20 protein-coding genes and 2 tRNA genes are annotated in these 26,590 nt (G+C 63.8%); 14 read left to right on the forward strand and 8 right to left on the reverse strand.

Going from position 1 to position 26,590, the window contains the following annotated elements; all coding sequences use genetic code 11:
* Positions 1-44: 44 nt before the first annotated feature.
* The 6 genes from rsmG to rpmH form a co-directional block, all read right to left on the reverse strand.
* On the reverse strand, positions 45-725 hold the full coding sequence (gene rsmG, locus M3M28_RS12335) for a 16S rRNA (guanine(527)-N(7))-methyltransferase RsmG (RefSeq protein ID WP_249386745.1): 681 nt from the start codon (positions 723-725) through the stop codon (positions 45-47).
* 4,754 nt (positions 726-5,479) lie between these two features.
* Entirely contained in the window at positions 5,480-6,049 is a 570-nt protein-coding gene (locus tag M3M28_RS12340) for a Jag family protein (protein WP_249386746.1), read from the reverse strand.
* Between the two features lie 127 nt (positions 6,050-6,176).
* Positions 6,177-7,154: a membrane protein insertase YidC gene (gene yidC, locus M3M28_RS12345; protein WP_249386747.1), complete on the reverse strand. Its 978-nt coding sequence runs from the start codon at positions 7,152-7,154 to the stop codon at positions 6,177-6,179.
* On the reverse strand, positions 7,151-7,477 hold the full coding sequence (yidD, locus tag M3M28_RS12350) for a membrane protein insertion efficiency factor YidD (RefSeq protein WP_125107413.1): 327 nt from the start codon (positions 7,475-7,477) through the stop codon (positions 7,151-7,153). Before yidD ends, yidC begins: the two co-directional genes overlap by 4 nt.
* Before the next feature lie 13 nt (positions 7,478-7,490).
* Positions 7,491-7,898: a ribonuclease P protein component gene (locus M3M28_RS12355; protein ID WP_249386748.1), complete on the reverse strand. Its 408-nt coding sequence runs from the start codon at positions 7,896-7,898 to the stop codon at positions 7,491-7,493.
* 6 nt (positions 7,899-7,904) lie between these two features.
* On the reverse strand, positions 7,905-8,042 hold the full coding sequence (rpmH, locus tag M3M28_RS12360) for a 50S ribosomal protein L34 (protein WP_125106538.1): 138 nt from the start codon (positions 8,040-8,042) through the stop codon (positions 7,905-7,907).
* Between the two features lie 397 nt (positions 8,043-8,439).
* On the opposite strand from rpmH, the gene dnaA reads away from it, so the two are divergent.
* From dnaA to M3M28_RS12405, 9 genes are all read left to right on the forward strand, one after another.
* Complete coding sequence (gene dnaA, locus M3M28_RS12365) at positions 8,440-9,996, forward strand: chromosomal replication initiator protein DnaA (protein WP_431193850.1); 1,557 nt, start codon at positions 8,440-8,442, stop codon at positions 9,994-9,996.
* A 486-nt stretch (positions 9,997-10,482) separates the two neighbouring features.
* On the forward strand, positions 10,483-11,625 hold the full coding sequence (gene dnaN / locus M3M28_RS12370; protein ID WP_249386750.1) for a DNA polymerase III subunit beta: 1,143 nt from the start codon (positions 10,483-10,485) through the stop codon (positions 11,623-11,625).
* 9 nt (positions 11,626-11,634) lie between these two features.
* The gene (gene recF / locus M3M28_RS12375) at positions 11,635-12,810 is read left to right on the forward strand and encodes a DNA replication/repair protein RecF (RefSeq protein ID WP_249386751.1); all 1,176 of its coding nucleotides are present in this window, start codon (positions 11,635-11,637) and stop codon (positions 12,808-12,810) included.
* On the forward strand, positions 12,803-13,309 hold the full coding sequence (locus tag M3M28_RS12380; RefSeq protein ID WP_249386752.1) for a DciA family protein: 507 nt from the start codon (positions 12,803-12,805) through the stop codon (positions 13,307-13,309). The genes recF and M3M28_RS12380 overlap by 8 nt, the downstream gene beginning before the upstream one ends.
* A gap of 107 nt (positions 13,310-13,416) precedes the next feature.
* Positions 13,417-15,540 carry a DNA topoisomerase (ATP-hydrolyzing) subunit B gene (gyrB, locus tag M3M28_RS12385; protein ID WP_249386753.1) on the forward strand — a complete coding sequence of 708 codons (2,124 nt, stop codon included), beginning with the start codon at positions 13,417-13,419 and terminating at the stop codon, positions 15,538-15,540.
* Between the two features lie 44 nt (positions 15,541-15,584).
* A complete protein-coding gene (gene gyrA, locus M3M28_RS12390; protein ID WP_249386754.1) occupies positions 15,585-18,200 on the forward strand; it encodes a DNA gyrase subunit A in 2,616 nt (871 codons plus the stop codon).
* A gap of 11 nt (positions 18,201-18,211) precedes the next feature.
* The gene (locus M3M28_RS12395; protein WP_249386755.1) at positions 18,212-18,619 is read left to right on the forward strand and encodes a DUF3566 domain-containing protein; all 408 of its coding nucleotides are present in this window, start codon (positions 18,212-18,214) and stop codon (positions 18,617-18,619) included.
* A 57-nt stretch (positions 18,620-18,676) separates the two neighbouring features.
* Positions 18,677-18,750 (forward strand) — tRNA-Ile (locus tag M3M28_RS12400).
* Positions 18,751-18,779: 29 nt separating this feature from the next.
* A tRNA-Ala gene (locus tag M3M28_RS12405) sits at positions 18,780-18,852 on the forward strand.
* A 629-nt stretch (positions 18,853-19,481) separates the two neighbouring features.
* On the opposite strand, the gene M3M28_RS12410 is transcribed toward M3M28_RS12405, so the two are convergent.
* Positions 19,482-20,024, reverse strand: a complete 543-nt coding sequence (locus tag M3M28_RS12410; RefSeq protein ID WP_249386756.1) for a DUF937 domain-containing protein — start codon at positions 20,022-20,024, stop codon at positions 19,482-19,484.
* Positions 20,025-20,146: 122 nt separating this feature from the next.
* Here M3M28_RS12410 and M3M28_RS12415 point away from each other — a divergent pair, with 122 nt between their 5' ends.
* Positions 20,147-21,874: a glycerol-3-phosphate dehydrogenase/oxidase gene (locus M3M28_RS12415; protein ID WP_249386757.1), complete on the forward strand. Its 1,728-nt coding sequence runs from the start codon at positions 20,147-20,149 to the stop codon at positions 21,872-21,874.
* A gap of 102 nt (positions 21,875-21,976) precedes the next feature.
* Here the strand turns inward: M3M28_RS12415 and M3M28_RS12420 are convergent, their stop codons facing one another.
* Positions 21,977-22,780 carry a siderophore-interacting protein gene (locus M3M28_RS12420; RefSeq protein WP_249386758.1) on the reverse strand — a complete coding sequence of 268 codons (804 nt, stop codon included), beginning with the start codon at positions 22,778-22,780 and terminating at the stop codon, positions 21,977-21,979.
* 150 nt (positions 22,781-22,930) lie between these two features.
* Here M3M28_RS12420 and M3M28_RS12425 point away from each other — a divergent pair, with 150 nt between their 5' ends.
* The 4 genes from M3M28_RS12425 to M3M28_RS12440 all read left to right on the forward strand — a co-directional run bounded on the left by M3M28_RS12425 (position 22,931) and on the right by M3M28_RS12440 (position 26,586).
* Positions 22,931-23,839 carry a MetQ/NlpA family ABC transporter substrate-binding protein gene (locus M3M28_RS12425; RefSeq protein ID WP_249386759.1) on the forward strand — a complete coding sequence of 303 codons (909 nt, stop codon included), beginning with the start codon at positions 22,931-22,933 and terminating at the stop codon, positions 23,837-23,839.
* A gap of 92 nt (positions 23,840-23,931) precedes the next feature.
* Positions 23,932-24,993: a methionine ABC transporter ATP-binding protein gene (locus tag M3M28_RS12430; RefSeq protein WP_249386760.1), complete on the forward strand. Its 1,062-nt coding sequence runs from the start codon at positions 23,932-23,934 to the stop codon at positions 24,991-24,993.
* 2 nt (positions 24,994-24,995) lie between these two features.
* Positions 24,996-25,676: a methionine ABC transporter permease gene (locus M3M28_RS12435; RefSeq protein WP_249386761.1), complete on the forward strand. Its 681-nt coding sequence runs from the start codon at positions 24,996-24,998 to the stop codon at positions 25,674-25,676.
* A gap of 22 nt (positions 25,677-25,698) precedes the next feature.
* On the forward strand, positions 25,699-26,586 hold the full coding sequence (locus M3M28_RS12440) for an aldo/keto reductase (RefSeq protein ID WP_249386762.1): 888 nt from the start codon (positions 25,699-25,701) through the stop codon (positions 26,584-26,586).
* Positions 26,587-26,590 lie beyond the last annotated feature (4 nt).

Raw genomic sequence — 26,590 nt, forward strand, 5'->3', positions numbered from 1 at the left:
CGCTCTCGGAGTTGTGGAGAACTCGTCCCCTGTGGAGAACTTTGCTACGCGACAGTTGCACGCACGACGCGTGTCGATTCGGTGTCGAGGTCAGTGCCGACCTCTTCGACGCGGATGTCCTCGAGCTGGAAGCGACGGATCTGCTTCGCCGCCTTCTGGATCTCCGCCTCGGCCGAGCGTCCCTTGAGCAGCACGAGCTCGCCCTCGTAGCGCACGAGGGGTGCGGTGATCGGAATGAGCTTGCTCAGCGCCGCGACCGCGCGGGCGGTGACCTGGTCGAAGGTGTGCGTGTCGGCGACTTCTTCCGCGCGGGCGCGCAACGGCGTGACGTTGTCGAGGCCGAGCGCCTCGACTTGTTCGAGCAGCCAGGTGTGCCGGCGCTCCATGGGCTCGATGAGGGTGAACTGCACGTCAGGTCGAGCAATGGCGAGCGGGATGCCCGGAAGGCCGGCTCCCGAGCCCACGTCGCCGACGCTGCCCGAGAGGAGCGGGGCAATGAGCGCCGAGTTCACGATGTGACGCGTCCAGAGGCGCGGGTACTCGAGCGGGCCGAGGAGGCCCAGGGTCTCGCCGTCGTTAGCGAGGGCGTTCGCGTAGGCCTGCGCGAGGTGGAGTCGGTCTCCGAAGATCTCCGCCGCGACAGCGGGGCGGGGTTCGACCTCGACCGTCTCGTCGCCAAGCTGTACCTGGGTCACGGGCTCGGGAATTGCCGCCGCATCGCTCATGGGGAGTCCTTTCGTCGAACCTCAATTGTTTCACGTGAAACGTAGATCCCGGCCGCTAGCGCGGGGAGGTGGGTAATCGTGCCTTGACCTGGTGTTTTCGCGTCCTTATCAGCTCTTTTCCCTGATCAATGCCCAGAAACTTGCTCCGATCTGCGGTGACCTTCAGGGCGTTTCGTGCCTGTCGACGTCGCTCTACGGTGGTCTGCGTCCGTTTCACGTGAAACTGCGTCGCTTCGCGAGGATTCGAGGGTGGATTCCGCTCAGGGCGCCCGAACCTATCGCGCCGCTACTGCTGCGCGTGCTCTCACTCTCACTCCTGTTCGCATCCGCTGCTACCGCCACACGTGCAGCTCCGTGCGCCAGGGCCTCCGCGTAGTGCATGCCGACGAACACGGAGGTCGCGTTTCACGTGAAACCGGACAGCGACACACCTGACAGCCAGTCCAGGGCGGTTAGCCACGTGTCAGCCAGAGGCGCCGCACCCACGGCCATCGGTACCGGTGTTCTCACGCGAAACGAGCTCTTTTCGACTGCACCGAAGCCGCACACCTCGTTGCACGTGAAACGGCAGCATCGGCGTCCAAACTGAATTGCCGGCAACCCGATGGACACTGCCATAGGAAGTCTCACCTGAATGCGTTCACCCTTGTCTGGGGACGCTCTGGTGTCGTACTCTCCTGACTGACTTCATGCGGAACTCTGAGCCTGCGCCTCAACCGCACGCACTGCAATAGCCCGCACTCGCTCAACACCGTTGCCGCGCGCTCAACAACGACGCCGAGCTGCTCAGCGCGTCGTCCACGAGCCCGTAGTGAGATGCGGTGAATGGCCACCGCTGGTTTCACGTGAAACGAGAGGAGCGGGAGGCGACGGCCTAAATGAGTACACCCGGGCTCGCCTCGCGTATTAGCTTCCACTGCGTCACAGGACCACTGACGAACTAGGGCACGTCTCGCGCTCCCATCTGCTGTCACCCTCCTGTAGGGGGACGACTCGGTCTCGTCGCGAGCACGGGGCTCCGACCGCGTGCAAACCCCACCTCGCCTGGCGCACACACTGCGAGCTTCGTTTCACGTGAAACCGTGGGACCTCAGCACGCGCAATTCCTCACCCTGCCAAACCGATAGGACATCCTTCGCTCTCGAAAGTGCATCAGCTGCGACCTGAAACAACGCGCGCCTCTTCCATGGAAATAGAGAGACCGCCCGCGGACCAGCCCAACAACAGCGCAGGGACCAACCCATCAGGCCACCTGCTCTTCACGGGAAACAGGAGCCTCGGAACGAACCTCCAACAACGACTGACATGCTCGCGGACTCACATCAGTCGTGCAGCTCAGCCGCAGCTGCAACGTTGGCGCGGGCTGCAGCTGCAAATGGTGGATCGCTTGTCGAGGAGTAGACAAGCGCCATCTCGAGACCGGCTGTCGGGGTGAGCTGCAAATGAACAAAGATGGTGAGCGAGCTGGCCGCAGACCTCGAGGTGGCTCACATCTCTTCGCACTTCAGCCAACTACAAATGTGCATTGCGGTGTTTCACGTGAAACCAATCGCGCGGCCCGATATTCCATCGTGCAACCGGAGTAGTTGAGACGTCCTTGTCGACACGGGAACAGTAGCGGGGCACCCAAATGGGTTCTCGAGCAAAGTCCACTGCCCACATCGCGGCCCTACCAGCTGCCTCTGTGTTCCGGCGCTGATAAGGAGAGGAGCTGACACTCGGAAGTCTCGCTTGATTGATGTGCTCGCCCATAAATGTCCATCGGTCGCAGAGACAATCGGTCACTCAGAGGCCAACTGCATGTTTCACGTGGAACCAAACGCAACTCTGCGCGCACATACCAAAGCTCGCATTTACGCAGTCGGCGTGGATTCGCATGAAGACAGAAGGGTGTATCGGGAGTTGAGGAAGCCAACTTCCGCAGGCTTCCAGACCCGCAGGATTGCTCACGTAGCCATCCTTAGCGCAGTCTTCCGCCACACGGCATTGCTATCGCCACGCCCCAGTTCGATCCCAGGGCAGTGGTCTCATGTTTCACGTGAAACCAAACCCCCGCTCTCGCTGCGTAAGCCCATGCCGCTGAGTATCCGAGACCCCGTGTAATCGCCGATACACGAGCCTTCCTCCGGAACGGCAATTGCCTAGGCCAGCCAGCAAAGCCTTCTCTCGCTTTGAGTATCGATGCCGCCACTGCGGCTACGAACCATGTTTCACGTGAAACCGTCCTTACCGCCGGAAAGGAGTGCATCACCCGAACGACGATCTCTCAGAATCTACTGGCTTCTGACTGTGCAGGAGCTCCCAGCCGATGCAATCTAAGTCTGCAGAAGCGCCGAGTTCCTCGCGGGGGGTGGACCAAGTCCGCCGACCTGCCGTTGAATCGCGCGCAGAACTCGCTGTTTCACGTGAAACGGGACACCCCAAACCGCCATCACAGACAGCAACAGCAACAGCAACAGCAGAGGGAAGCGCGCCCGCATGCGTCAACCGCAAACCCCAGGACCATATGAGCTAGACGTGGAGGGTTCCATGAGTCGCCCAATGATCACCGCCAACACCACTTGCCCTTCGGAAGCGCGATGGTCCACATTGTCGATGCGACAGTCCTATTCCACGTGAAACTAAGCAGTCCTCCGAACCGAGACCAGTCGAGTGGCCCGGCACCGCAGCTTCTCACCGGCCGCATCACTCATAGATTGCCTCTCGCATGAAGCGGGGAGCACATTTGCCCGCTTCCCCGCGCACACCAGAGTCAATTGCCACACAGAACGAGGCGCGTTTCACGTGAAACCAAGCGAGTGCTTCGAGCCCAGAGGAGCCCTGTAACCGTCACCATGACTCGAAGTCTGCCGCATCAAACATAAGGTGTCCTCACCATGACACGGAACACAAAACGCGCGGGCTCCGCACTCACTCAACGTCGACCAGCGGTGTTGACGGACACCCGTTCCACGTGAAACCAAGCCACTGCTTCCGACCAAGATGAGCCATGTGACAACCACCACGACTCGAAACTTGCCCCATCAGACACAAGTTGCCTTCACCAGAACACGGAACACAAGAACGCGCGGGCTCCGCACTCACTCGGAGTCGACCAGCAGAGCCGACAGGTACCCGTTCCACGTGAAACCAAGCCAGTGCTTCGAACGCAGAGCAGACACGCGACCGGCACCATGACTCAAAGCCTGCCCAATCGGACACAAATTGCCTTCACTCAAAACAGGAAACACGAGAAAGCGCGGCCTCCGCACTCACTCAGCGTCGACCACCAGAGCCGACAGATACCCGTTCCACGTGAAACCAAGCGTGTGCTTCGCATCGAGAGCCGCCGGGTGAGCCACCACCGCCGCTAGGACCTGGCTGCATCAGCCGAAATTCGCCTGTCACACGAAGCCAGAAGCACAGTGTTCCCACGTCCGCACGCACCACACTGTCAATCGGCACCGCGGATGTACCGGCATCTACGTGCCGGCAAACCAGCAGGCCGAGCGCAGAGCAGGCATTTGACACCCATAACCACTTGCGGCCGCCCTCATGAGCAAGAATCTCGGCCCTCGCGTGAGTTAGATCAGCATTTCTGCCGGTCACTGTTGCGCTTGTGCATCGACCTACGGCCTGGATATGCCTCTGTTCCATGTGAAACCAAGCCAGAACTCAGAAGGGAGAGTAAACCCGTGACCCGCCACAGCAGCTTGTGGCCCGCTGCAGCAGTCAGAGTCCGTCCCTACCTTGAGGCTGCGACCACGAGTGCGAAGCTAGTTGACCCGTCGGGATGTCGCTCGTCGGCGCGGTACACCAGTCCAATCCCATGAGACCAGGCCGCTTCCTCACTCGGAGGGCAGTCAATCGCCCCGACACCGTAGTTGACAACCTGCTGCGTCAGGCGAGGCTTGCCCTGGCAGAAGAGGGGCCCAGAGTGGAATGCCTCATCACTCACAGTGGAGCTGATCCGCAGTACGGTCGACCCTCGTTTCACGTGGAACAACGCGTGTTTCAAACGAGCGGCGGCCTGGCTTCACACCCCCTCAGCATCTGCCCGGACACGATGGGCAAGGGGTACACCTCGCGCAGGGCGCGCACCCCAGCTGCGTCGCTGAGGCCACCCGCAGGAGAGTGGGTCAGCCGAGCTGAACGATCCCCGTTCCACGCGAAACCGACTGCCTCTTGAAGCGGACTCCACAAGGACTCCACCTTTCAGGAGACCCATGCGTGTAGGCCATTGCCGCGCAAGCGGGTGTGCCCCGCCGGCAGGAAGGAAGGCCCACGAAATCATGAACACCTTCTGCTGTTCTCAACTCGTTCATCAATGCGCCGCCCGAACGCGTTCCGCGTACACCCTCGAAGCGGTGTCTGTGGTGCGGCACGAATGCTGGTTTCACGTGAAACAACCGAGCCCGCGCATCCGATCTAGACCGGCGCATCTGACGAACAAAACGGGGCAACATCGACCCAAAACCGAGGTCGCCAGAATGGCACCAGCGTAATTACATGGATGTCGCCCCGTCTTTGGTTCTCGGTCTCCACAGATCACAACGACACCGTACCTCGACTTCCGCGCCAACAAGGGGATCCCGGGCAGGTCGCGGAGTTCGCACGAGCGACATCCTCCGCATCCACTGCACCGAACGAACGCTCCTGGGCGACGCGGGGAATCAATATCGATAGCAATCAATACAGCAGAAAAATCACTCGGAACACAAGAACGCGGGCCGCCGACCAGCGTCGACGACCCGCGTCTCGAAAACCTGAGGACCTTAGCTCGCCCGCAACACCGTGTGGCGCTTGCGACCCTCGCCTTCACTCTCGGAGTTGTAACCGCGCTCCGATGCGATGTCGTGCACGATCTTGCGTTCGTAGGACGACATCGGCGGAAGGGCAGCAGAAGCTGCACCGTCTTCGATTCGTGCAATCGCGCGATCGACCAGGCTCTGCAGTTCGTTGCGGCGCGCATCCCGCGAGCCACCCACATCCAGAATCAATCGTGAGAACTCACCGGTCTCGGCCTGCACCGCGAGGCGGGTTACTTGCTGCAGCGCATCCACCACCTCCGGCGAAGCAATACGGTCGAGGTTGCTCTCGCCGTCGGCGTTCACCGAGATGTAGGTGCGACCCCCGGACACGTCGATGTCGAGGTCGCCATCGATGTCGGCGATGTCGAGCAGCTCTTCGATGAAGTCCGCGGCGATGTCGCCCTCGTCGCGATCGCCCTCGTCGCTCGCATCCTCATCGACGGCATGCTCGTCGGTGGCGTCTTCGTCGGTCACGTCTTCGTCAACCGTGACGGCTTCGACACGCTCGTCTTCAACGACTTCGTGGTCAGTCATGTCATTGGCGCTCATTGCATTCCTTCTCTCAGCACCCCAGATTACCGGTAAACGTACGTCCGCCCGTACATGTGCAAACGGGCACCGAACCTCGCGGCTCGATACCCGTGCACCGTATAGCTACTGCCTACTTCTTCTTTTTCTTCTTGCGGTTCTTCGACACCGGCTGCTGTCGCTGGCCGCCATTCTCCTGCGCCTCAAGCTCGAGTTGACGCTGCGTCTTGCCGTCGCGCACGATGCGGTTCGCAGGGTTGTCGGGGTGGTTTTCCCACTTGCCCTTTTCCTTGAGCCGCTCGACGCGCTTCTTGTACGCATCCGAGCCGGGGGTCGGCATGTTCCGGATGGTCCACCACTGCTGGCCGGTGGTCCAGATGTTCGAGAGGAACCAGTAGACCATGAGACCGATGGGGAACATGATGCCCGAAACCGCCATGACGAGCGGCAACAGGTACATGAGCATCTGCTGCTGGCGGAACATCGGCGACGCCTTCGCGGCCTCCGAGATGTTCTGCGATGTGATCTGGCGCTGGGTGAAGAACTGGGTGCTCACCATGAGCACGATGAGCACGATGGCGACAACGATGACGTTCATGTTGCCGTCGGCCTGCGACAGGATCGAGCTCAACGGCGCCCCGAAGAGCTCAGAGTTCGCGAGCAGCACGGCGTGATCTTGGCTCATGAGGCCAACGCCGGCCTCACTGTGGTTCGCCGTGTTGAGCACGCGGTACAGCGAGAAAAAGATTGGCATCTGGATGAGCATCGGCCAGCAGCTCGACAGCGGGCTCGACCCGTGCTTCTTGTAGAGCGCCATAGTCTCTTGCTGCATCGCCTGCTGCGAGAACTGGTCGCGCTTGCCCTTGTACTTGTCCTGAATCTTCTTGAGTTCAGGCTGCAGCTCCATCATGCCGCGCATCGACTTGATCTGCCGCACCATGAGCGGGATCATCGCCGAGCGAACGACGAGCACGATGATCAGGATCGACAGCACCCAAGTCCAGCCGCTGTCGTTCGGCAGGCCGAGAGCTGTCCACGCGGTGTGCGCACCGACGAGGATGAGCTCAATCACCCACCGCAACGGCCAGATAATAATGTCGAAGATGTTCATCGAGCGTCTTCGCCTTTCATTTGCAAATCAGACACGACGAACCCAAACTTGGTGCGTCGAATCGGGAAGGGTCGTTTGGGCTCTGGGACGTAATCAAAGTCCGGCTTGGCCCACGGGTGGCATCGCATGATCCGACGAGCCGCCATCCAGCTTCCTCGCACCAGGCCATACACCTGCACTGCTTCTAAACCATACGCGGAACACGTTGGGTAGTACCGGCAGACATCGCCGTAGATGGGCGAGATGAAGCGCCGGTAGAGCAGGAGCAGCACGATCCCAAGGTTGCGAGGGATGAGTGCAATGTTGTGCAGGACTCGTCGCATTGATGACCGCCGATCAGTCGGCGCTGTCAGCGCAACTGCAGAATTCGGCGTCCTCAGTGACGTCAGCCGCAACTAGACCGAGCTTCTCGGTCGCATCCAACACGGCGCGTCGCGTTTCGGCGCGCAGTTGTTCGTAGCTGAAGCTCGCAGCCTCCGGAAAAACGCGAATCACAAACGATGCTCCGGTGGGAACCAAGACGAGCAGTTCGCGCGCGATGCCCTTGAGCCGACGTCGCGTGTGGTTGCGTACAACGGCAACACCCACCCGCTTGGTGATGATGAAACCAAAGCGGGTGGGTGAGGCAGCGTCGCGGTTGGCTTCGCCAATCGCGATAAGTCCGGATGCGCCAGCTCGACGGCCACGGCGGGAGATACGACGGTAGTCGGCTCCGCTGGTGACTTTATTCTGCCGAGCGAGCACCGGGAACTACGCCGAGAGGACCTTGCGGCCCTTCGAGCGACGTGCCGCGACGATGGCACGGCCGGCGCGGGTGCGCATGCGCGCACGGAAGCCGTGCTTCTTGGCACGACGGCGGTTGTTGGGCTGGAAAGTACGCTTCGACATAAAAAAATCTCCTGATCGAGGCCCTAGGCTGTTGGGCAGCGAAACAAGGCCCGGATGCGGGCATAACTGGATCAGATTACGCCACATTCAAGCCTCAGGTCAAGGTTCACATGAGCGCGTCTGTAGGCGAGCTACCACGCTGACCAGGTTTGACTGGGCCGACTCGCCGGAGATGGCAATATCCTGGCAGTCCCGGCTCGCATCGGTGGCCAATCGTGGTCTAGAGTGGCGTATCTGTCGCGCACGATTGCGCACGGGCCTCATAACTCACAGTTTTCCACACAGGCTGTGGATAACTTTGCAAATGGGATCCCCGTGCGGGACGATCGATGTGCAGGGTGGCACGGTGCGCACAGAAGGGCGGTCGTGCGCGAGCATGCCCGCTGTTCTGTGAGCCATGAAGTTGTCGAGATCGAATACCGGAAGGAAGTCGCACGTGACGCAAGCTGTGACGGAAGTCTGGACAGACCTCTTCACGACGCTTCGAGGCAACCTCGACATGCCGCAGTCAATGCGCGGCTACTTCGGCCTGGTGCAAGCAAAAGGCGTGATGGACGGCACAATTTATCTCGAGGTGCCGAACGACCTCACCCGCTCGCAGATCGAACAACGTGGGCGCGCGTACCTACTCGAGGCGATCGCCGCGACGCCGGCAGCCCAGGGTGTCCGCAACTTCGCGATCGTCGTCAATCCGAACTCGGAGCCGACTCCGCCGGCCGACACCACGGTCTACGAAACCCCGCTCCCTGCCGAGGCGCCGATGGAACAGGCCACCGCGATGCAGCGAACGGCCACCTACGAGGACCGCTTCTCGAGTTTTTCCACCGGTTATCCACAGGCCGAGCCGACGCCTGCGCTGACCCACGGGATCGAGGCCGCGGCGCCGTATCACGACCCCAACGCGACCCAGCCAGACGGCGACTCGCGCCTCAATCCGAAGTACATCTTCGAGAACTTCATCATTGGCGGGTCGAACCGCTTCGCCCACGCCGCCGCCGTGGCAGTCGCCGAGACTCCGGCCCGTGCGTACAACCCCCTCTTTATCTACGGTGACTCGGGTCTCGGCAAGACTCACCTCCTCCACGCCATCGGCCACTATGCGCAGGACATGTATCCAGGCATCAAGGTGCGGTACGTGTCGAGTGAGGAATTCACGAACGACTTCATCAACTCGATCTCGATGAACCGCTCGGCGGAGTTTCACCAGCGCTACCGCAACAACGACATCCTGCTCATCGACGACATCCAGTTCTTGCAGGGCAAGGACTCGACGATGGAGACCTTCTTCCATACGTTCAACACGCTGCACGAGCACAACAAGCAGGTGGTCATCACCTCGGACGTGCCGCCGAAGCAGCTGACTGGCTTTGAAGATCGGATGCGCTCGCGCTTCGAGTGGGGCCTGATCACCGATGTGCAGTCGCCCGACCTCGAAACGCGCATCGCGATTCTGCGGAAGAAGGCCGAGGCCGACCAGCTCGAGCTGTCGAACGAGGTGCTCGAGTTCATCGCGGTGCACGTGACGAGCTCGATCCGCGAACTTGAGGGCACGCTGATTCGCGTCACCGCCTTCGCGAACTTGAACCAGCAGGCGATCGACCTCAACCTCGTGACGACGGTGCTCAAGGACCTCATCACGAACCAAGAGCCGAACGTCATCTCGCCGCAGGACATCATTCGCGAGACGGCCGACTACTTCCACCTCACCGTGGAGGACCTCTACGGCTCGAGCCGCTCGCAGGCGATCGCCACGAGCCGGCAGATCGCCATGTACCTCTGCCGCGAGATGACGAACCTCTCGCTGCCGAAGATCGGTCAGCTCTTCGGCGGCCGCGACCACACCACCGTGATGTATGCGCACCGCAAGATCACGAAACTCATGACCGAAGACCGTTCGATCTTCAACCAGGTCACCGAACTCACGTCAAGGATTCGCCAGCCCAGCACCCGCTAGCTTCATCGCCCATGCGCTCGATCGCGGTCACCGCAGATCGAGCGCATCGTCGTTTCCATAGCCTGTGGATAACTCTGTGGACAAGCCCGTGAATAGTGGGTGGATAAGCAGTGGAGAATGCAATTTCCACGATCTGTGGATAACTTGTGGAATCAGCGGCGAAGACAGTGGACAAACTGTGCACGCGGCGGACGAGCCTGTGGAGTTCCGCATCAGGACGCAAAAATCTGGGGATGCCTTCCACTTTTCATCCACTCGAGAATCACAACTTTCAGCGATGTAGTTCCCTACGGAAATCAGTTGACCACAGAGTTATCCACATTCTCCACAGCTGTTAAGAGTGAGAAGACAGATCTCTCTACCTAGAAAAATCCGCTCGTGACATTTTGTTGTTCGGGCCGTGCGGCAGCGAGGATGCCCTGAGCAGCGAGAAGCAAGACCAACCCGCTAGCATTGAATCCCCGCCGAGCCATGGAGGAATCGCCAGTGAAGTTTGAAGTCAATCGCGACATGTTCAGCGACGCCGTGTCGTTTGTCGTCAAGCTCCTCCCGCAGCGACCCACTTTGCCGATCCTCAGCGGTGTCGTGCTCGAGACCAGCGGCAGCACCCTGCAGCTCTCGACCTTCGACTACGAAGTTTCAAGCCGCACGGCGATTGATGCGACGGTCGACGAGTCCGGCGCCGTCCTCGTGCAGGGTCGCCTCCTCGCCGATATCGCCAGCCGCCTGCCGGATGCGCCGGTGCAGGTCGAGCGCGACGACCGCGGCATCACGATCACCTGTGGTCGCACGAACTTCACGCTGCCAACGATGCCGATTGAGGAATTCCCGGCACTGCCGACCATCGAAGGCACTTCGGGCGTCGTCTCGGGCACGGACTTCTCGGAGGCCATCAGCCAGGTCGTTGTCGCCGCATCCCGCGAAGATGTCGCCCCGGTCATCACCGGTGTGCACCTCACGTTCTCGCCGACGCAGCTGCAGCTCGTCGCCACCGACCGCTACCGCGTCGCGGTGCGGGAAATCGAATGGCAGAGCAACTTTTCCGAGGGTGACCAGGCACTTGTTCCCTCCCGCACGCTCGGCGAGGTCGGCAAGTCGTTTGCCCACGCCGACGAAGTTGTCATCACGCTCGTGAGCGAGGGCGACCGCCAGCTCATCGCGTTCACCGCCGATGGTCGCACCGTCACGTCGCTGCTCATCAAAGGCAACTTCCCCGCCGTGTCGCGACTCTTCCCGGCCGAAACCCCACACTTCGCAGTGCTGCAGGGCAGCGATGTCATCGACGCGGTTCGTCGTATGCAGCTCGTACTCGAACGCGAGCAGGCACTGCGCTTCAGCTTCTCGGACGAGGGGCTCAAGCTCGACGCGGTTGGCGCCGAGCAGGCCGCCGGCGCCGAGGAACTCAGCATCAACCTGCAGGGCGACGACATTGTCGTTTCGCTCAAGCCGCAGTTCCTGCTCGAGGGTGTCGGCGCCATCCACTCGGCGTTTGTGAAGATTGCCTTCACCAACAACGACAACCCGAACAAGCCCGGCCCCGTGCTGCTCACCGGCCAGACTTCGCTTGACGAGGCTGCCGCAACCGACACCTTCCGCTACCTGCTGCAGCCGAACCTGCTCATGCGCTAACGGCGCGTCGTGCACGTCACCCACCTGAGCCTGCGGAATTTTCGCAATTACCGCTCCGCCGAACTCGATCTGCACCCGGGCATCCAGGTGTTCGAGGGCGCGAACGGCCAGGGCAAGACGAATCTGGTCGAGGCGATTGCCTACCTCGGCACGCTGAAGTCGCACCGGGTGTCGTCGGATGCGGCGCTCGTGCGCTTTGGCGAAGAGGGCGGCATCGTGCGGGCCGAGCTGCGCCACGGCGAACGCGAGCTCAGCATCGACGTCGAGATCGCGAAGTCGGGCAGCAACAAGCCCCGCGTGCGCGGGCACGCGGTGAAGACCCGCGAGCTCGCTCGGTTCTTCACCACCGTCGTGTTCGCGCCCGAAGATTTGTCACTCGTGCGCGGCGACCCGAGCCAGCGCCGCGAACTGCTTGACCAGCTGCTCATCACCCACTCGCCCCGCTTCGGCGAGACGATTTCGAAGTACGAACGTGTGCTGCGGCAACGCAATTCGCTGCTCAAGACCGCACGGCAGCAGCGCCTCGGCGCCGAGCAGCTCACGACGCTTGACATTTGGGACGACCAGCTTGTCGACCTCGGCACGAGAATTGTCGCCCAGCGGCTCGCGCTCGTTGACCGGCTGCGCCCCCACCTCGCCAGGGCCTACGCGACCCTTGTCGACGCCGACCACGGCGCGAGCATTTCGATGCGGGTCAGTGCGCTTGCCGACACCGGCCGCCCCATGGATGGCGACGGCGAGGGCGAAGAGATCGGTGCGGTGCTCACGGTCGACGACATTGCCGAGCGCTTTCGCACGCGGCTGACGGATGCGCGCCCGCGCGAGCTCGACCGCGGGGTCACGCTCGTGGGCCCGCATCGCGACGATGCAACGTTTTGGCTTAACGGGTTGCCGGCGCGCATCACCGCGAGCCACGGTGAATCGTGGTCGTTTGCGCTCGCGCTCAAGCTCGCGGCGGCCCAGCTCATCCGTGAGGAATCGAAGACCGGCGACCCCGTGCTGATTCTTGACGACGTGTTTGCCGAACTCGACGGTGCGCGTCGCTCGCGCCTCGCGAACGCGGTGCACGACTTCGAGCAGGTGCTCATTACCTGTGCCGTCGTCACCGATCTGCCCGAGGCGCTGCGGCACGACACGATTCGCATCGAAGCCGGCACGATCGTGAGCGGTGGCGTCGATGCCTGAGTTCAGTGAATCGACGCTCGTCTGGCTGCGCTGCAAGGAAGTCTTTGGCGGCCACAAGATTCCCCGTCGCCTGCTGCGTGGCCGGGGATCGTCGACGTCCGAGTCGAAGGATGCGCAGGCCGAGCAGCTTCCCTTCGGCCCGAAGCGCGACCCGCAGTCGACCGGCGCGGTGCTGAGCCAGCTGTTCGCGCAATTCGACTGGCAGACGCCGCTCGCCCAGGCTCGGCTCATCGACGAGTGGGAGACTTTCGCAGGTCAGCGCACCGCCGCGCACACTAAACCGCTCTTCGTCGACGAGGGAGTTCTGCTCGTGCAGTGCGACTCGACAGCCTGGGCCACGCAACTGCGGTCGATCCGCGGCGAACTGCTTGGGCGCATCCGAGCCGCCGTGCCCGAGGTCGAGCTCACCGACATCAAGTTTTTGAACCCCGGGGCACCGTCCTGGCGACACGGAAATCGTTCTGTGCCGGGTCGAGGGCCTCGAGACACCTATGGGTAGGGAACCACGAGCGTGGGGGGAAAAGCCCGCAGATCGCCAAATAACGGCGAATCTGGCAATCCCTTGCTAGAATGGAACGTCTGCGAAGTAAAAACTGAGGAGTCCGAATGACGGATACTGGGGCAAACCAGCACGGATCCACGACCGGCCGCGTCGAACACGACTATGGAGCTGGTCAGATCCAGGTTCTCGAAGGTCTCGAGGCGGTGCGGAAGCGTCCGGGTATGTACATCGGCTCCACGGGCCCCGACGGCCTGCACCACCTGGTGTACGAGATCGTCGACAACTCGGTTGATGAGTCGCTCGCGGGCTACTGCGACGACATTCAGGTGACGCTTCGCGCCGACGGCGGCGTCACGGTCATCGACAACGGCCGCGGTATTCCGGTCGAGACGCACCCCGTCGAGGGCGTTTCGACGCTCGAGGTTGTGCTCACGAAGCTGCACGCCGGCGGCAAATTCGGTGGCGGCGGCTACGCCGTCTCGGGCGGTCTGCACGGTGTGGGCTCGTCGGTCGTGAACGCGCTCTCGACGCGCTTCATCGCCGACGTGTCGCGCGACGGCCACGAGTGGCACATGGAATTTGCGAACGGCGTGCCGCAGGGTGCTATTCAGCAGGGCGCCGAGACCGACGTCACCGGCACCCGCATCACGTTCTACCCGAACGGCGAGATTTTCGAGACGACCGAGTTTGACTGGGAGACGCTGCGTACGCGTTTCCAGCAGATGGCGTTCCTCAACCGCGGCCTGCGCATCACGCTCACTGATGAGCGCGACCCGGCGACGTTGAACGAGGGCATGACCCAGGTGCACGAAGTGCTCGAGCCGAGCGACGCTGACCGTGCTGAAGAAGCGGTCGTGCAGGCCCCCGACGAGCAGGTGGGCGAGCCCGAGGCCGAGACCACGCCGGTCGAGAGCGAGCACAAGCAGCGCAAGCAGGTCTTCAAGTACGACCGCGGCCTCGTCGACTACGTCGAACACCTCGTGAAGCGCAAAAAGGTCGAAGCGGTGCACCCCGAGATCATCGACATGGTCGAGGAAGACACCGAGGCGACTATCTCGGTTGAGATCGCGATGCAGTGGACCGAGGCGTACAGCGAGTCGGTGCACTCGTTCGCGAACACGATCAACACCCGCGAGGGCGGCACGCACCTCGAGGGCTTCCGCGCTGCGCTCACCACGGCGATGAACCGCTATGCCCGCGACAAGGGCCTCCTCAAAGAGAAGGACGAAAACCTCTCCGGTGAGGATGTGCGCGAGGGCCTCGCGGCGATCATTTCGGTGAAGCTCGGCGAACCGCAGTTTGAGGGCCAGACGAAGATGAAGCTCGGCAACACCGAGGCGAAGTCGTACGTGCAGCGTGTCATGAACCAGGGGCTGCAGGAGTGGCTCGATCGCAACCCGCAGCAGGCCCGCGAGGTCATTCGCAAGGCGACCCAGGCATCCGCTGCCCGCCTCGCCGCACGTCGCGCGCGCGAGCAGACCCGCCGCAAGGGCTTGCTCGAGTCGAGCGGCATGCCCGGCAAGCTGCGCGACTGCACCTCGCGCAACCCCGACGAGTCCGAGATCTTCATGGTCGAGGGTGACTCGGCCGGTGGCTCGGCGGTCCAGGGCCGCAACCCGCGCACGCAGGCGATCCTGCCGCTGCGCGGCAAGGTGCTCAACGTCGAGAAGGCGCGCCTCGACCGCGCGCTGCAGAACACCGAGATTCAGTCGATGATCACGGCGTTCGGTACCGGTATTGGCGACGACTTCGACGTCGACAAAGCGCGGTATCACAAGGTGATTCTCATGGCCGACGCTGATGTCGACGGCCAGCACATCACCACGCTGCTGCTCACGGTGCTGTTCCGCTTCATGCAGCCGCTGATCGACGCCGGCTTCGTCTACCTCGCCTCGCCGCCGCTCTACCGCCTCAAGTGGACGAACGCGGCACACGAGTACGCGTACTCCGACGAAGAGCGGGATGCGCTGATCGAGCAGGGTCGCGCCGGTGGCCGCCGCCTGCCGAAGGACAACGCGATTCAGCGCTACAAGGGTCTCGGCGAGATGAACTACAACGAGCTCTGGGACACGACGATGAACCCCGAGACGCGCACCCTGCGCCAGGTCACGATGGCCGACGCGGAGGCCGCCGACGAGGTGTTCTCGACGCTCATGGGCGAGGACGTCGAGTCGCGACGCACGTTCATCCAGCGCAACGCGCACGACGTGCGCTTCCTCGACATCTAAGCGCCTGGCGCACATCACAGATCTAGGCAGCGAAGTAAGAACGAATGGCTGACGAAACCAATACCACTAACGAGTCTCCGATCGCCGGCGGCAACGTCGAGAAGGTCGACCTCCAGCTCGAGATGCAGCGCTCGTACCTCGACTACGCGATGAGCGTGATCGTGGGCCGCGCGCTGCCCGAGGTGCGCGACGGCCTGAAGCCGGTGCACCGCCGCGTGATTTACGGCATGTACGACGGCGGCTACCGCCCCGACAAGTCGTTCTCGAAGTGCGCCCGCGTCGTCGGCGATGTGATGGGTCAGTACCACCCGCACGGTGACTCGGCGATTTACGACACCCTCGTGCGTCTCGTGCAGCCGTGGTCGCTGCGCTACCCGCTCGCGCAGGGTCAGGGCAACTTCGGCTCGGCCGGTAACGACGGTGCCGCGGCGCCCCGTTACACCGAGACGAAGATGGCGCCGCTCGCGCTCGAGATGGTGCGTGACATTGAAGAAGACACCGTCGACTTCATGGACAACTACGACGGGCAGACGCAGGAGCCGACCGTGCTCCCCGCGCGCTTCCCGAACCTCCTCGTCAACGGCTCCGAGGGTATCGCCGTCGGTATGGCGACGAAGATTCCGCCGCACAACCTGCGCGAGGTCGCTGACGGCGCACTCTGGGCGCTCGAGCATCCCGATGCCACGCGCGAGGAGTTGCTCGAGGCCCTCATGGAGCGCATCCCCGGCCCCGACTTCCCGACCGGCGCCCAGATTCTCGGCACCAAGGGCATCCAGGAGGCGTACCGCACCGGTCGCGGCTCGATCACGATGCGCGCGGTCGTCAGTGTCGAGGAGATCGGCAACCGCACCTGCCTCGTCGTCACCGAGCTGCCGTACCAGGTGAACCCCGACAACCTCGCCAACCGCATGGCCGAGATGGTGCGCGAGGGCAAGCTGCAGGGCATCGCCGACATTCGCGACGAGACTTCGGGCCACACCGGGCAGCGCCTCGTTATCGTGCTCAAGCGCGACGCCGTGGCCAAGGTCGTGCTCAACAACCTCTACAAGCACACGCAGCTGCAGGACACCTTCGGCGCGAACATGCTCGCGATCGTCGATGGTGCGCCCCGCACGCTCTCGCTCGACGGGTTCATCCACCACTGGGTGGCGCACCAGGTCGAGGTCATCGTGCGCCGCACCGAGTACCGCCTGCGTAAGGCCGAAGAAGAAGTACACGTGTTGCGTGGTTACCTCAAGGCGCTCGACGCGCTCGACGAGGTCATCGCGCTCATCCGCCGCTCGGCGACCGTCGAGGTCGCGCGCACTGGCCTGATGGAGCTGCTCGACGTCGACGAGATTCAGGCGTCGGCGATCCTCAACCTCCAGCTGCGTCGTCTCGCCGCACTCGAGCGCCAGAAGATCACTGACGAGGCCGAGCGCCTCGAGAAGATGATTCTCGAGTACAAGGGCATCCTGGCTTCGCCCGAGCAGCAGCGCCAGATCATCTCCGACGAGCTCGGTGAGATCGTGCGCCGTTACGGCGATGACCGCCGCACCGAGATCATCCGTGGATTCAACGGCGATGTGACCGACGAAGACCTCATCCCGGTCGAGGAAATGGTCGTCACCGTCACTCGCGACGGCTACATCAAGCGCACGCGCAGCGATAACTATCGCTCGCAGCGCCGTGGCGGCAAGGGTGTGCGCGGCGCGCAGCTCAAGGCAGATGACGTGGTGGAGCACTTCTTCGTCACCACGACGCACCACTGGCTGCTGTTCTTTACGACCTTCGGTCGCGTGTACCGCACGAAGTGCTATGAGTTGCTCGAGGCCGGCCGCGACTCGAAGGGCCAGCACATCGCGAACCTGTTGCCGCTGCAGCCTGACGAGCAGGTCGCGCAGATTCTTGACCTGAGCAACTACGAGGAAGACGACTACCTCGTGCTCGCGACGCGCAACGGTCTCATCAAGAAGAGCGATCTCTCGCTCTACGACACGAACCGCCAGGCGGGCATCATCGCGATCAAGCTCCGCGATGGTGACGAGCTCGTCTCGGCCATGACGATCAAGCACGGCGACCACATCTTCCTGTTCTCGCACGAGGGCCAGTCGCTGCACTTCATCGCCGATGACGAGCAGCTGCGCCCGATGGGTCGTGATACTTCGGGTGTGAAGGGCATGTCGTTCCGTGGCAGCGACTACCTCATCAATGCGGCGGTCGGCACCGACGAAGAGCTCTTCGTGTTCACGATCACCGAGGGTGGCTATGCGAAGCGCACGGCGGTGAACGACTACCGCATTCAGGGCCGTGGCGGCCTCGGCATCAAGGTGATGAAGCAGTCGGATGACCGCGGTCACCTCGCGGGCGCGATGCTCGTGCACGAGAATGATGAGGTGCTCGTCATCCTCAACTCGGGCAAGGTCGTGCGCTCGAATGTGTCGGAAGTTCCCGCGAAGGGCCGCGACACCATGGGCGTTGTGTTCGCTCGCCACGGTGCCGGTGACCACATCCTCGGCATGGCGCGCAACACCGAGCGGGACCTCGGGCTCGACCCGGACGCTGAGGATGCTGACGGCGAGACCGACGAGGCGCAGACGGATGTTGTGGCTGAGTCGGATGCCGTGGCTGCCGCGGATGATTCAGACACCAATGCGGCGCCTGAATCCGACGAGCAGTAGGATCGGACATCATGACCTCAGTCGCAGACAAGCTGGCCAAGAAGTCCGAACGCCGCACCTCGAAGAAGCAGGTCCGCCTGCGCCTCATGCAGGTCGACGTTTGGTCGGTCGTGAAGCTCACCTTCCTGCTGACCCTCTGCCTCGGCATTGTCACCATCGTCGCCGCCGTGCTCGCGTGGACCGTGCTTGCGAACACCGGCGTGATGGAGTCGATCAACAACCTGCTCAATGACGTAACCGGCAGCGAGCAGGTCACCGTCGAGACCTTCGTCAACTTCGGTGGCGTGCTCGGGTTCTCGGTGATTATTGCGGTGCTTCAGGTGGTCGTATTGACCGCTCTCGCGTCCGTCAGCACCCTGCTGTTCAACCTCGCGTGCCGCCTCACGGGTGGCATCGTGATGGGTTTCACGAACAACTAGGTTTGTGGTAATGTCGTTGTTCGTGCCGAGAACTCGTTGAGGGTTTCACGAGCAAACGGGGCTATAGCTCAGGCGGTTAGAGCGCTTCGCTGATAACGAAGAGGTCCAAGGTTCAAGTCCTTGTAGCCCCACCGGTGTTGTTGATCATCCCAACACATCCGGGGCCTTAGCTCAGTTGGTAGAGCGCCTGCTTTGCAAGCAGGATGTCAGGAGTTCGAATCTCCTAGGCTCCACGTCACCTCGACATCTGAGCCGTGGCTCGCGATCAAGCGGGCCACGGCTCTTTTTGTCGTCCCGCTGTTCACTTCGCTCAGTCCTTACGGTGTGGCGATGCTTCCAACCGGCATCGTCATGTGCGTTGGATGCATCATCGGCGTCGCGCCCCCGCCGTCAGCCCGTTCGCGGCACGTGTCTCCATCCGAGCCACTGTGACGGGCTGTGACGCGAAGCTCGCCCCCCGTATTTCCGCGCACGCGCAACGGCCTTAGGTGCGGAAGAAGTGTTCCAACTCCTCGCTGGGCGGAGAGGGTTTCTACGATGTCGGCACTGGCCCGGGTACACGAGCGGATGACTATATCTACGACGTCACCACCGGCCGTCTCATCGAGGTGGAATCGGCAACGAAGGTCGGCACCGCGAGTTCACCAACACGGCGCAGACGAACCTTGCGCCTGCGACGCTCGATTCAGGCTGCCACAAGCAGCGTGATCAACTCGCTCCCCGCATCCGCTCGCATGAGAACTGGTGGGACGAGCAGCAGGGGGCGCCGAGGTACTTGTTTGTACGCTTTGAGCGGGAGAAGCTGTCGGCGATTCAGGGTCGAGAACACCACCCAATCGTGGCGGTGACCTACGACGCGCGCCTACTTCCGTCCGCCCCCAAGCAGCCCGCCGAGCGAGTCGAGGATGCCGCCAAGCCCACCACTCGACGAAGCCGAGTCGCCACCGAGCACTTGGCCGAGGATGTCGCCGAGGCCACCGCCGGAAGGCTCGGTCGAGGCCTCCTTCTTCGCGTCGTTGCTCTTCGTGAAGCGGCTCGCGAGCCACGCCATCACGAGGGGCGCGACGAGCGGCAGCAGCTTCTGAATGAGGCCTTTATCGTTGCCGGAGTGCTGGGCGACCTTCGCCACCACCGCATCCTGCTCGCCGCCGAAGACGTGCGCGGCGATCTTCTCGCCGTCGGCCTCGTCGACGTCGTCGACCGACTGGGCGCCGTTGACGTGCTGCTCGAGGGCCGAGGCGAGTGAGGCAGCACCCGACGGCGCATGTGCGTTCGCCTGCATGCCGCCGACAAGTGTGGGCAGCAGATCGCCGAGTGCACGCTGCACGTCATCGGGCGATGCACCGACTTTCTGGGCGAGGTCGTTGACGGGAAGTTCATTGAGGATCGCGGAGATATCGGGCATGATCGTGCTTTCTCTCGAGGGGTTCAGCCAGAGTTTGCAACGCGCGGCTGGGAACAGCTTGGCTTGCGCCGAGGCCCACATCCGTCGTTTGATCAATAGACGACGGCGAAGGAGATTCGTTGATGACCGGTTACCGGATGAACCCGGCCTCGCGACGCGATGCTATCGAGGCGCTGAGCACCTCCGGTGCGAGCGGCGACGAGCTCGACATTCTCGTCATCGGCGGGGGAGTGACCGGCGCCGGCATCGCCCTCGACGCCGCGAGCCGCGGCCTCACAACGGGCATTGTCGAGGAGCAAGACTGGGCGTCAGGCACCTCGAGCCGCTCGAGCAAGCTGCTCCACGGCGGCCTGCGCTACCTGCAGATGCTCGACTTCAAGCTGGTGCACGAAGCGCTCACCGAACGCGATCTCCTGCTCACCAAGCTCGCCCCGCACCTCGTGCGCCCCATTCCTTTCTTCTACCCCCTGAAGACGCCCGTGATCGAACGCGCCTACGTCGGCGCCGGCATCATGCTCTACGACCTGCTCGCGATGCTCGGCCCGGGCCGCCGACGCTTGCCGTGGCACCGACACTTCACGAAGAAGGGCCTGCGCAAACGCTTCCCCTCGTTCCGTCGGGATGCGGCGGTGGGCGCGATTCAGTACTGGGATGCGTCGGTTGACGACGCGCGCCTGGTCACGACGCTCATGCGCACCGCCGTCGGACATGGCGCGCACGCCGCATCGCGCGTTCAGGTCACCGAGCTCGTGCAAAACGACGCGGGCGCGGTCGTCGGCGCCGAGCTCGTCGACGTCGAAACGGGTCGCCACTTCACGGCGCGCGCGAAAAAAGTCATCAGCGCGACCGGTGTCTGGACCGAAGAAACCCAGAAACTCGCCGGTGCGGGCGGCCTGCGCGTGCTCGCCTCCAAGGGCATCCACATCGTCATTCCGCGCGATCGCCTCAGCGGCAAGTCGGGGCTCATTCTGCAAACCGACAGGAGCGTGCTGTTCGTGATTCCGTGGTCGCGCTACTGGGTGATCGGCACGACCGACACGCCCTGGGACGAAGACCGCGCCCTGCCAGTGCCGACCAGCACCGACATCGGCTACGTCCTCGCCGAGGTGAACAAGGTGCTCGAGCACCCGATCAGCCGCGCGGATGTGGTGGGCACGTGGGCGGGCCTGCGGCCACTCCTGCAGCCGGGCACGAAGGCCGGCACGGCCTCGGCCAAGGTGTCGCGCGAGCACACCGTCGCCTCGCCGACGCCGGGGCTCGTGTCGATCGCGGGCGGCAAGCTCACGACCTACCGGGTCATGGCCGAGGATGCGGTTGACTTCGCCCTCGGCGCGGCCGCGAAGTCGACGCCGAGCGTCACGGCCACGACGCCGCTTGTCGGCGCGGTCGGCAGCCGCGTCGCGATCGAAACGGCGCGGGCGCTCGCGCGCAAGCACGGCCTCGCGCCGTCGGTCGCGAAGCACCTCGTGCACCGCTACGGCGCCGAGATCAACACGATCGCAGCGATCTGCGACGAGAACGCCGACGCGGCCGTGCCGGTGGCGGCGGCCCCGGCCTACCTCCGCGCCGAGATCATCTTTGCGGCCCGCTACGAGGGCGCGCTGCACCTCGACGACTTCCTCGAACGCCGCACCCGCATGAGCTACGAGTTCTTCGACCATGCCGGTCGCGCCGCGGAAGAGGTCGCCGAGATCGTCGCGGTCGAGCTCGGCTGGTCACCCGAGCAGACGGCGCAGGAGCTCGTCGCCTATCGCGACGCCGCGGCGGCCTACGACCTCGCGACGACCGAAGCGACGGATGCGGCGGCCGCGGCGCGCTACGCCGAGGCCGTGCCGCTCGCCACACCCTGAGATGCGCGACACCCGCGGTTGCGCATGCTTGGGATGCAGCGCCGCAGCGCCGCAGCGCCCGGGGCAGTCCGTCACCGGCAGGCTCGCGCTCAACGAGCTCCGCTAGCCGGCGGCGCGGCCGACCTTCCAGTAGCCACTGAAGGTGACGTCGGTCTTCGGGACCCCGCGCTCGTTCACGAGATGGCGGCGCGCTCCGGTCGCGATCGCCGACTCGCCCACGGCGAAGGCGTTGACGCGACCGTCGGGGAACCTGAGCTCGCGCAGCGCGGGCAGCGCGCGCGTGCCAGGCGCATCCTTCGCCCCGCGAATTACCCAGTGCACCTCGACGCCGCTCGGGGCGCTGACGTCTTGCCGATCGCGGTCGTCGAACAGCTCGATGAAGGCGTGGCGGACAGTGTCACGCGGCAGATCACGCAGCACGCCGGCGATGGCGGGGAGCGCGCTCTCGTCGCCGATGAGCAGCACCCAGTCGCTCTCCTTCACCTTGAAGCCGCAGCCCTGGTCGATGAACGCGATCGGGTCGCCCGGCTTCACGCCGAGGGCCCACTCGGAGGCGACGCCGGCGGTCGCGCCCTCGTGCACGACGAAGTCGACGTCGAGCTCGACCGGGCTCTCTCGGTAGGCGCGCACCGTGTAGTTGCGAATAACCGGGCGCGTACCCTTCCGCAGCGTGAGGTACTTGAGGTAGCCGCCGATGCCGAACTTGCTCGGCAGGTTGTCGAAGCGGTCGCCGTCGTGCACGGGCAAGGCGAGACGGAACCACTGATCGAAGCCGCGGTACTCGAAGCGACGCAGGTCGTCGCCGGTGAGGGTGACGCGCACCATGTTCGGAGTCACGCGCTCGCTGCGGGCGACCTCGGCGTGCACGAGGCCAGATTCGGCGTGCAGGACCTGAATGTTGCTCATGGCTTCCTCCCTCAGGGCACTTCCGCCCACTTTGAAATTAGGCAAGCCTAACTTCGTGCGCGCAAATATTACGGCGCGTGAACGGGGCTTCATTCAGCGAACATCCAGCCAGTAGGCTCTTGCGCAGACCTCCCGAAAGGACTTCTCCTCATGGCACGACTTCGTAACTGGCTTGCCGCCGCCGGTGCGCTCGCACTCGCCGCTAGCCTCAGCGCTTGCGCGGGTGGCAGCGACAGCCCCGCCGCATCGGGCGACGACCCCTATGCCGGCCAGACCGTCAAGATCGGCGTCGTCGGCGCCTCCGACGAGTACTGGCAGACCTACGTCGATGCCGCCTCGGCCGAGGGCATCGAGGTTGAGCTCGTCGACTTCACCGACTACAACCAGCCGAACCCCGCCCTCTCGGCGGGCGAGGTTGACCTCAACCAGTTCCAGCACATCCTCTACCTCGCGAACTACAACGTCGAGGCGGGCGATGACCTCGCCGTCATCGGCGCGACCGCGATCTACCCGCTCGGTCTCTACTCCGACAAGTACGACTCGGTCGACGCGATTCCCGAGGGTGGCACCGTTGGCGTGCCGAACGACGAGACGAACCGCGCCCGCGCGCTGCTCGTGCTGCAGTCGGCCGGCCTGATCGAGCTCAAGGACGGCGGCAACGCCTTCTCGACCCTCGACGACATCGTCACCGAGAACTCGAAGGTGTCGGTTGAGGAGCTCAACGCCGACCTGCTCGCGAACTCGCTGCAGGACTTCGACGCCGCGATCATCAACAACGACTTCATCGCCGACGCCGGCCTCGACGCCGACGACGCGATCGCGCAGGACGACCCGAGCGACCCCGCCGCCCTCGCATACGCGAACATCTTCGCGTCGCGCGCCGACGATGTCGACAACCCCACGCTGAACAAGCTCGTGGAGATCTACCAGACCAACGAAGACGTGCAGCAGGGCGTGCTCGACAACTCGGGCGGCACCGCCGAGATGCTCACCACCTCGAAGGAAGACCTGCAGGCGCAGCTCGACCAGGTCGAGGAAGACATCCAGGCCGAAGGCTAGCCACAGGCTTGCGACCGTGAGCGCGTACCTCTAAATTTCAGGGGTGCGCGCTCACGCGCGTTTCGGCCTGTCGGCCACGGAAAGGACGAAGCATGTCGATGATTCGCTTGCGTGACGTCGTCAAGGAATATCCCGCGGCCTCGCGAAAGGATGCGCCGGTTCGCGCCGTCGACGGCGTCAGTCTCGATATCGAGCGCGGCAGTATCTACGGCGTCATCGGCTACTCGGGCGCGGGCAAATCGACGCTCGTGCGACTGATCAACGCCCTCGAGCCCACGAGCTCGGGCTCGATCGAGATCGATGGCGACGAGATCGTCGGTCTGTCTGAGGCCAAGCTGCAGAAGGTGCGCACCGAGATCGGCATGATCTTTCAGCAGTTCAACCTCTTTAACTCGCGCAACGTGGCGGGCAACGTCGCGTTCCCGATGAAGATCGCGGGCATCGAGAAGGAGGCGCGCGACAAGCGCGTCGCCGAGCTGCTCGACTTCGTCGGCCTCGGCGCCCGCGCGAAGGCGTACCCCGACCAGCTTTCGGGCGGGCAGAAGCAGCGCGTCGGCATCGCCCGCGCGCTGTCGACCTCGCCGAAGATCCTGCTCGCCGACGAGTCGACGAGTGCGCTCGACCCGCAGACGACCTCCGACGTGCTCGACCTGCTCGAGCGCGTGAACCGCGAGCTCGGCATCACCATCGTCGTGATCACGCACGAGATGGACGTCATCAAGCGCCTCGCCACCCACGTCGCGGTGATGGAGCACGGCAAGGTCGTCGAGCACGGCGAGCTCTACCGGGTGTTTTCGAATCCCGAGCACGCCGCCACGAAGAACTTCGTGTCGTCGGTCGTGCCTCAAGTGCCCGAGGGCAAGGAGCTCGACGCGATTCGGGCCCGCCACCAGGGCAAGCTCATCACCATTTCGGTGACCGACGAACGCGCATCGCAGCACGAGGTGCTCGGTCGGCTCGTGCGCGCGGGCGTCGAAGCCGAGCTGGTGTTCGGCGGGATGCACGAGATCACGGGCCGCCTGTTCGGTCACCTCACCTTCGCCCTGCACGGCACGGATGCGCAGATCGCCGAGGCGATCGCGGGCGTGCGCGAACTCGCCGAGGTGACGGAGATTCCCGACGCCGCGGCCTCGAACGAACGGGCGGGTGAGTAGTCATGCTGCATCAGGAAGCCGACTTCGATCGCCTCATTGAGCTGCTGCCGCAGCTGCCCGAGCAACTCGCGCTCACCCTCATGCTCGTCGCCGTCGCGATGCTCGTCGGTGGCATCTTCGGCCTCGTCATCGGCGTGTTCCTCTACGCGACGCGACCGGGCAACATCCTCGCGCAGCGGGGTGTGTTCAACGTGCTGAACCTGCTCGTGAACTTCTTCCGGCCCATCCCGTTCATCATCTTGCTCGCGGCGCTGCAGCCCCTCGCGCGCCTGACGATCGGCGTCGGTATCGGCGAGCCGATGGCGATGTTTGCGATGGGCTTCGCCGCGACCTTCGGCATCGCCCGCCTCGTCGAGCAGAGCCTCGTGACGGTGCCGCCGGGTGTCGTCGAGGCGGCGCGCGCCTCCGGTGCGAGCCGCATGCGCACGCTGCTCACTGTCGTGATTCCCGAGGGCCTCGGCCCGCTGATTCTCGGCTACACCTTCGCCTTCGTCGCCGTCATCGATATGTCGGCCATGGCCGGCGTCGTCGGCGGCAGCGGACTCGGTAACTTCGCACTGCAGTACGGCTATCGTCAGTTCAACCCGCTCGTGACGTGGGCCGCGGTGATCGTCATCGTGATTGTCGTGCAGATTGTCCAGATGCTCGGCAACTGGCTCGCCCGCCGCGTCATGCGCCGTTAGTGACCTACTCGGAAGGAGCGATATGACTTCGCAACCCACCATCACCCTGAACAACGGCATCGAGATGCCCGCCCTCGGCTTCGGCGTGTTCCGCTCGAAGCCGGAGGAGACGCAGGAGGCCGTCGAGACGGCGCTGCGCACCGGCTACCGCCTGCTCGACACCGCGGCGATCTACGGCAACGAGCGCGAGGTCGGCGCCGGTCTCGCGGCCGCGGGCCTGCCCCGCGACCACGTCTTCGTCACGACGAAGCTGTGGATCAGCGACTACGAGGATGCGCAGACCGGCTTCGACGCGAGCCTGCGCCGCCTCGGCACCGACTACGTCGACCTCTACCTGCTGCACTGGCCCGGTCCCGACGAGTTCGACCGCGCCATCAAGGCCTGGAAGACCCTCGAGGGCATCCTCGAGTCGGGTCGCGCCCGCGCCATCGGTGTCTGCAACTTCAACGGCGAGCTGCTCGACCGCCTCGGCGAGCAGTCGGAGTTGACGCCCGCGCTGAACCAGGTCGAGCTGCACCCGTACTTCGCGCAGCCCGAGGTGCGCCAGTACGACTCACAGCACGGCATCGTCACGCAGGCCTGGTCGCCGCTCGGCGGCGCCGACCGCTACGGCGAGAAGAACTCGACCGGTCGCGACATCTTCACTGACCCCGCCGTCACCGCCGCGGCCGAGGCCCACGGCAAGACCGCGGCCCAGGTCGTGCTGCGCTGGCACCTGCAGGTCGGCAACGCTGCGATTCCGAAGTCGGTTACGACGAGCCGCATCGCCGAGAACTTCAACGTCTTCGACTTTGAGCTCACCCCGGCCGAGGTCGAGGCGATCAACGCGCTCGACACCGGCGCCCGCGGCGGCGCCGACCCGGCCACCTTCGACACGACGACCGTCACGTCGACGATCGACAACTCGTAGCCCG

Origin of the sequence: Gulosibacter sediminis, assembly GCF_023370115.1 — a bacterium.
Lineage (GTDB): Bacteria > Actinomycetota > Actinomycetes > Actinomycetales > Microbacteriaceae > Gulosibacter > Gulosibacter sediminis_A.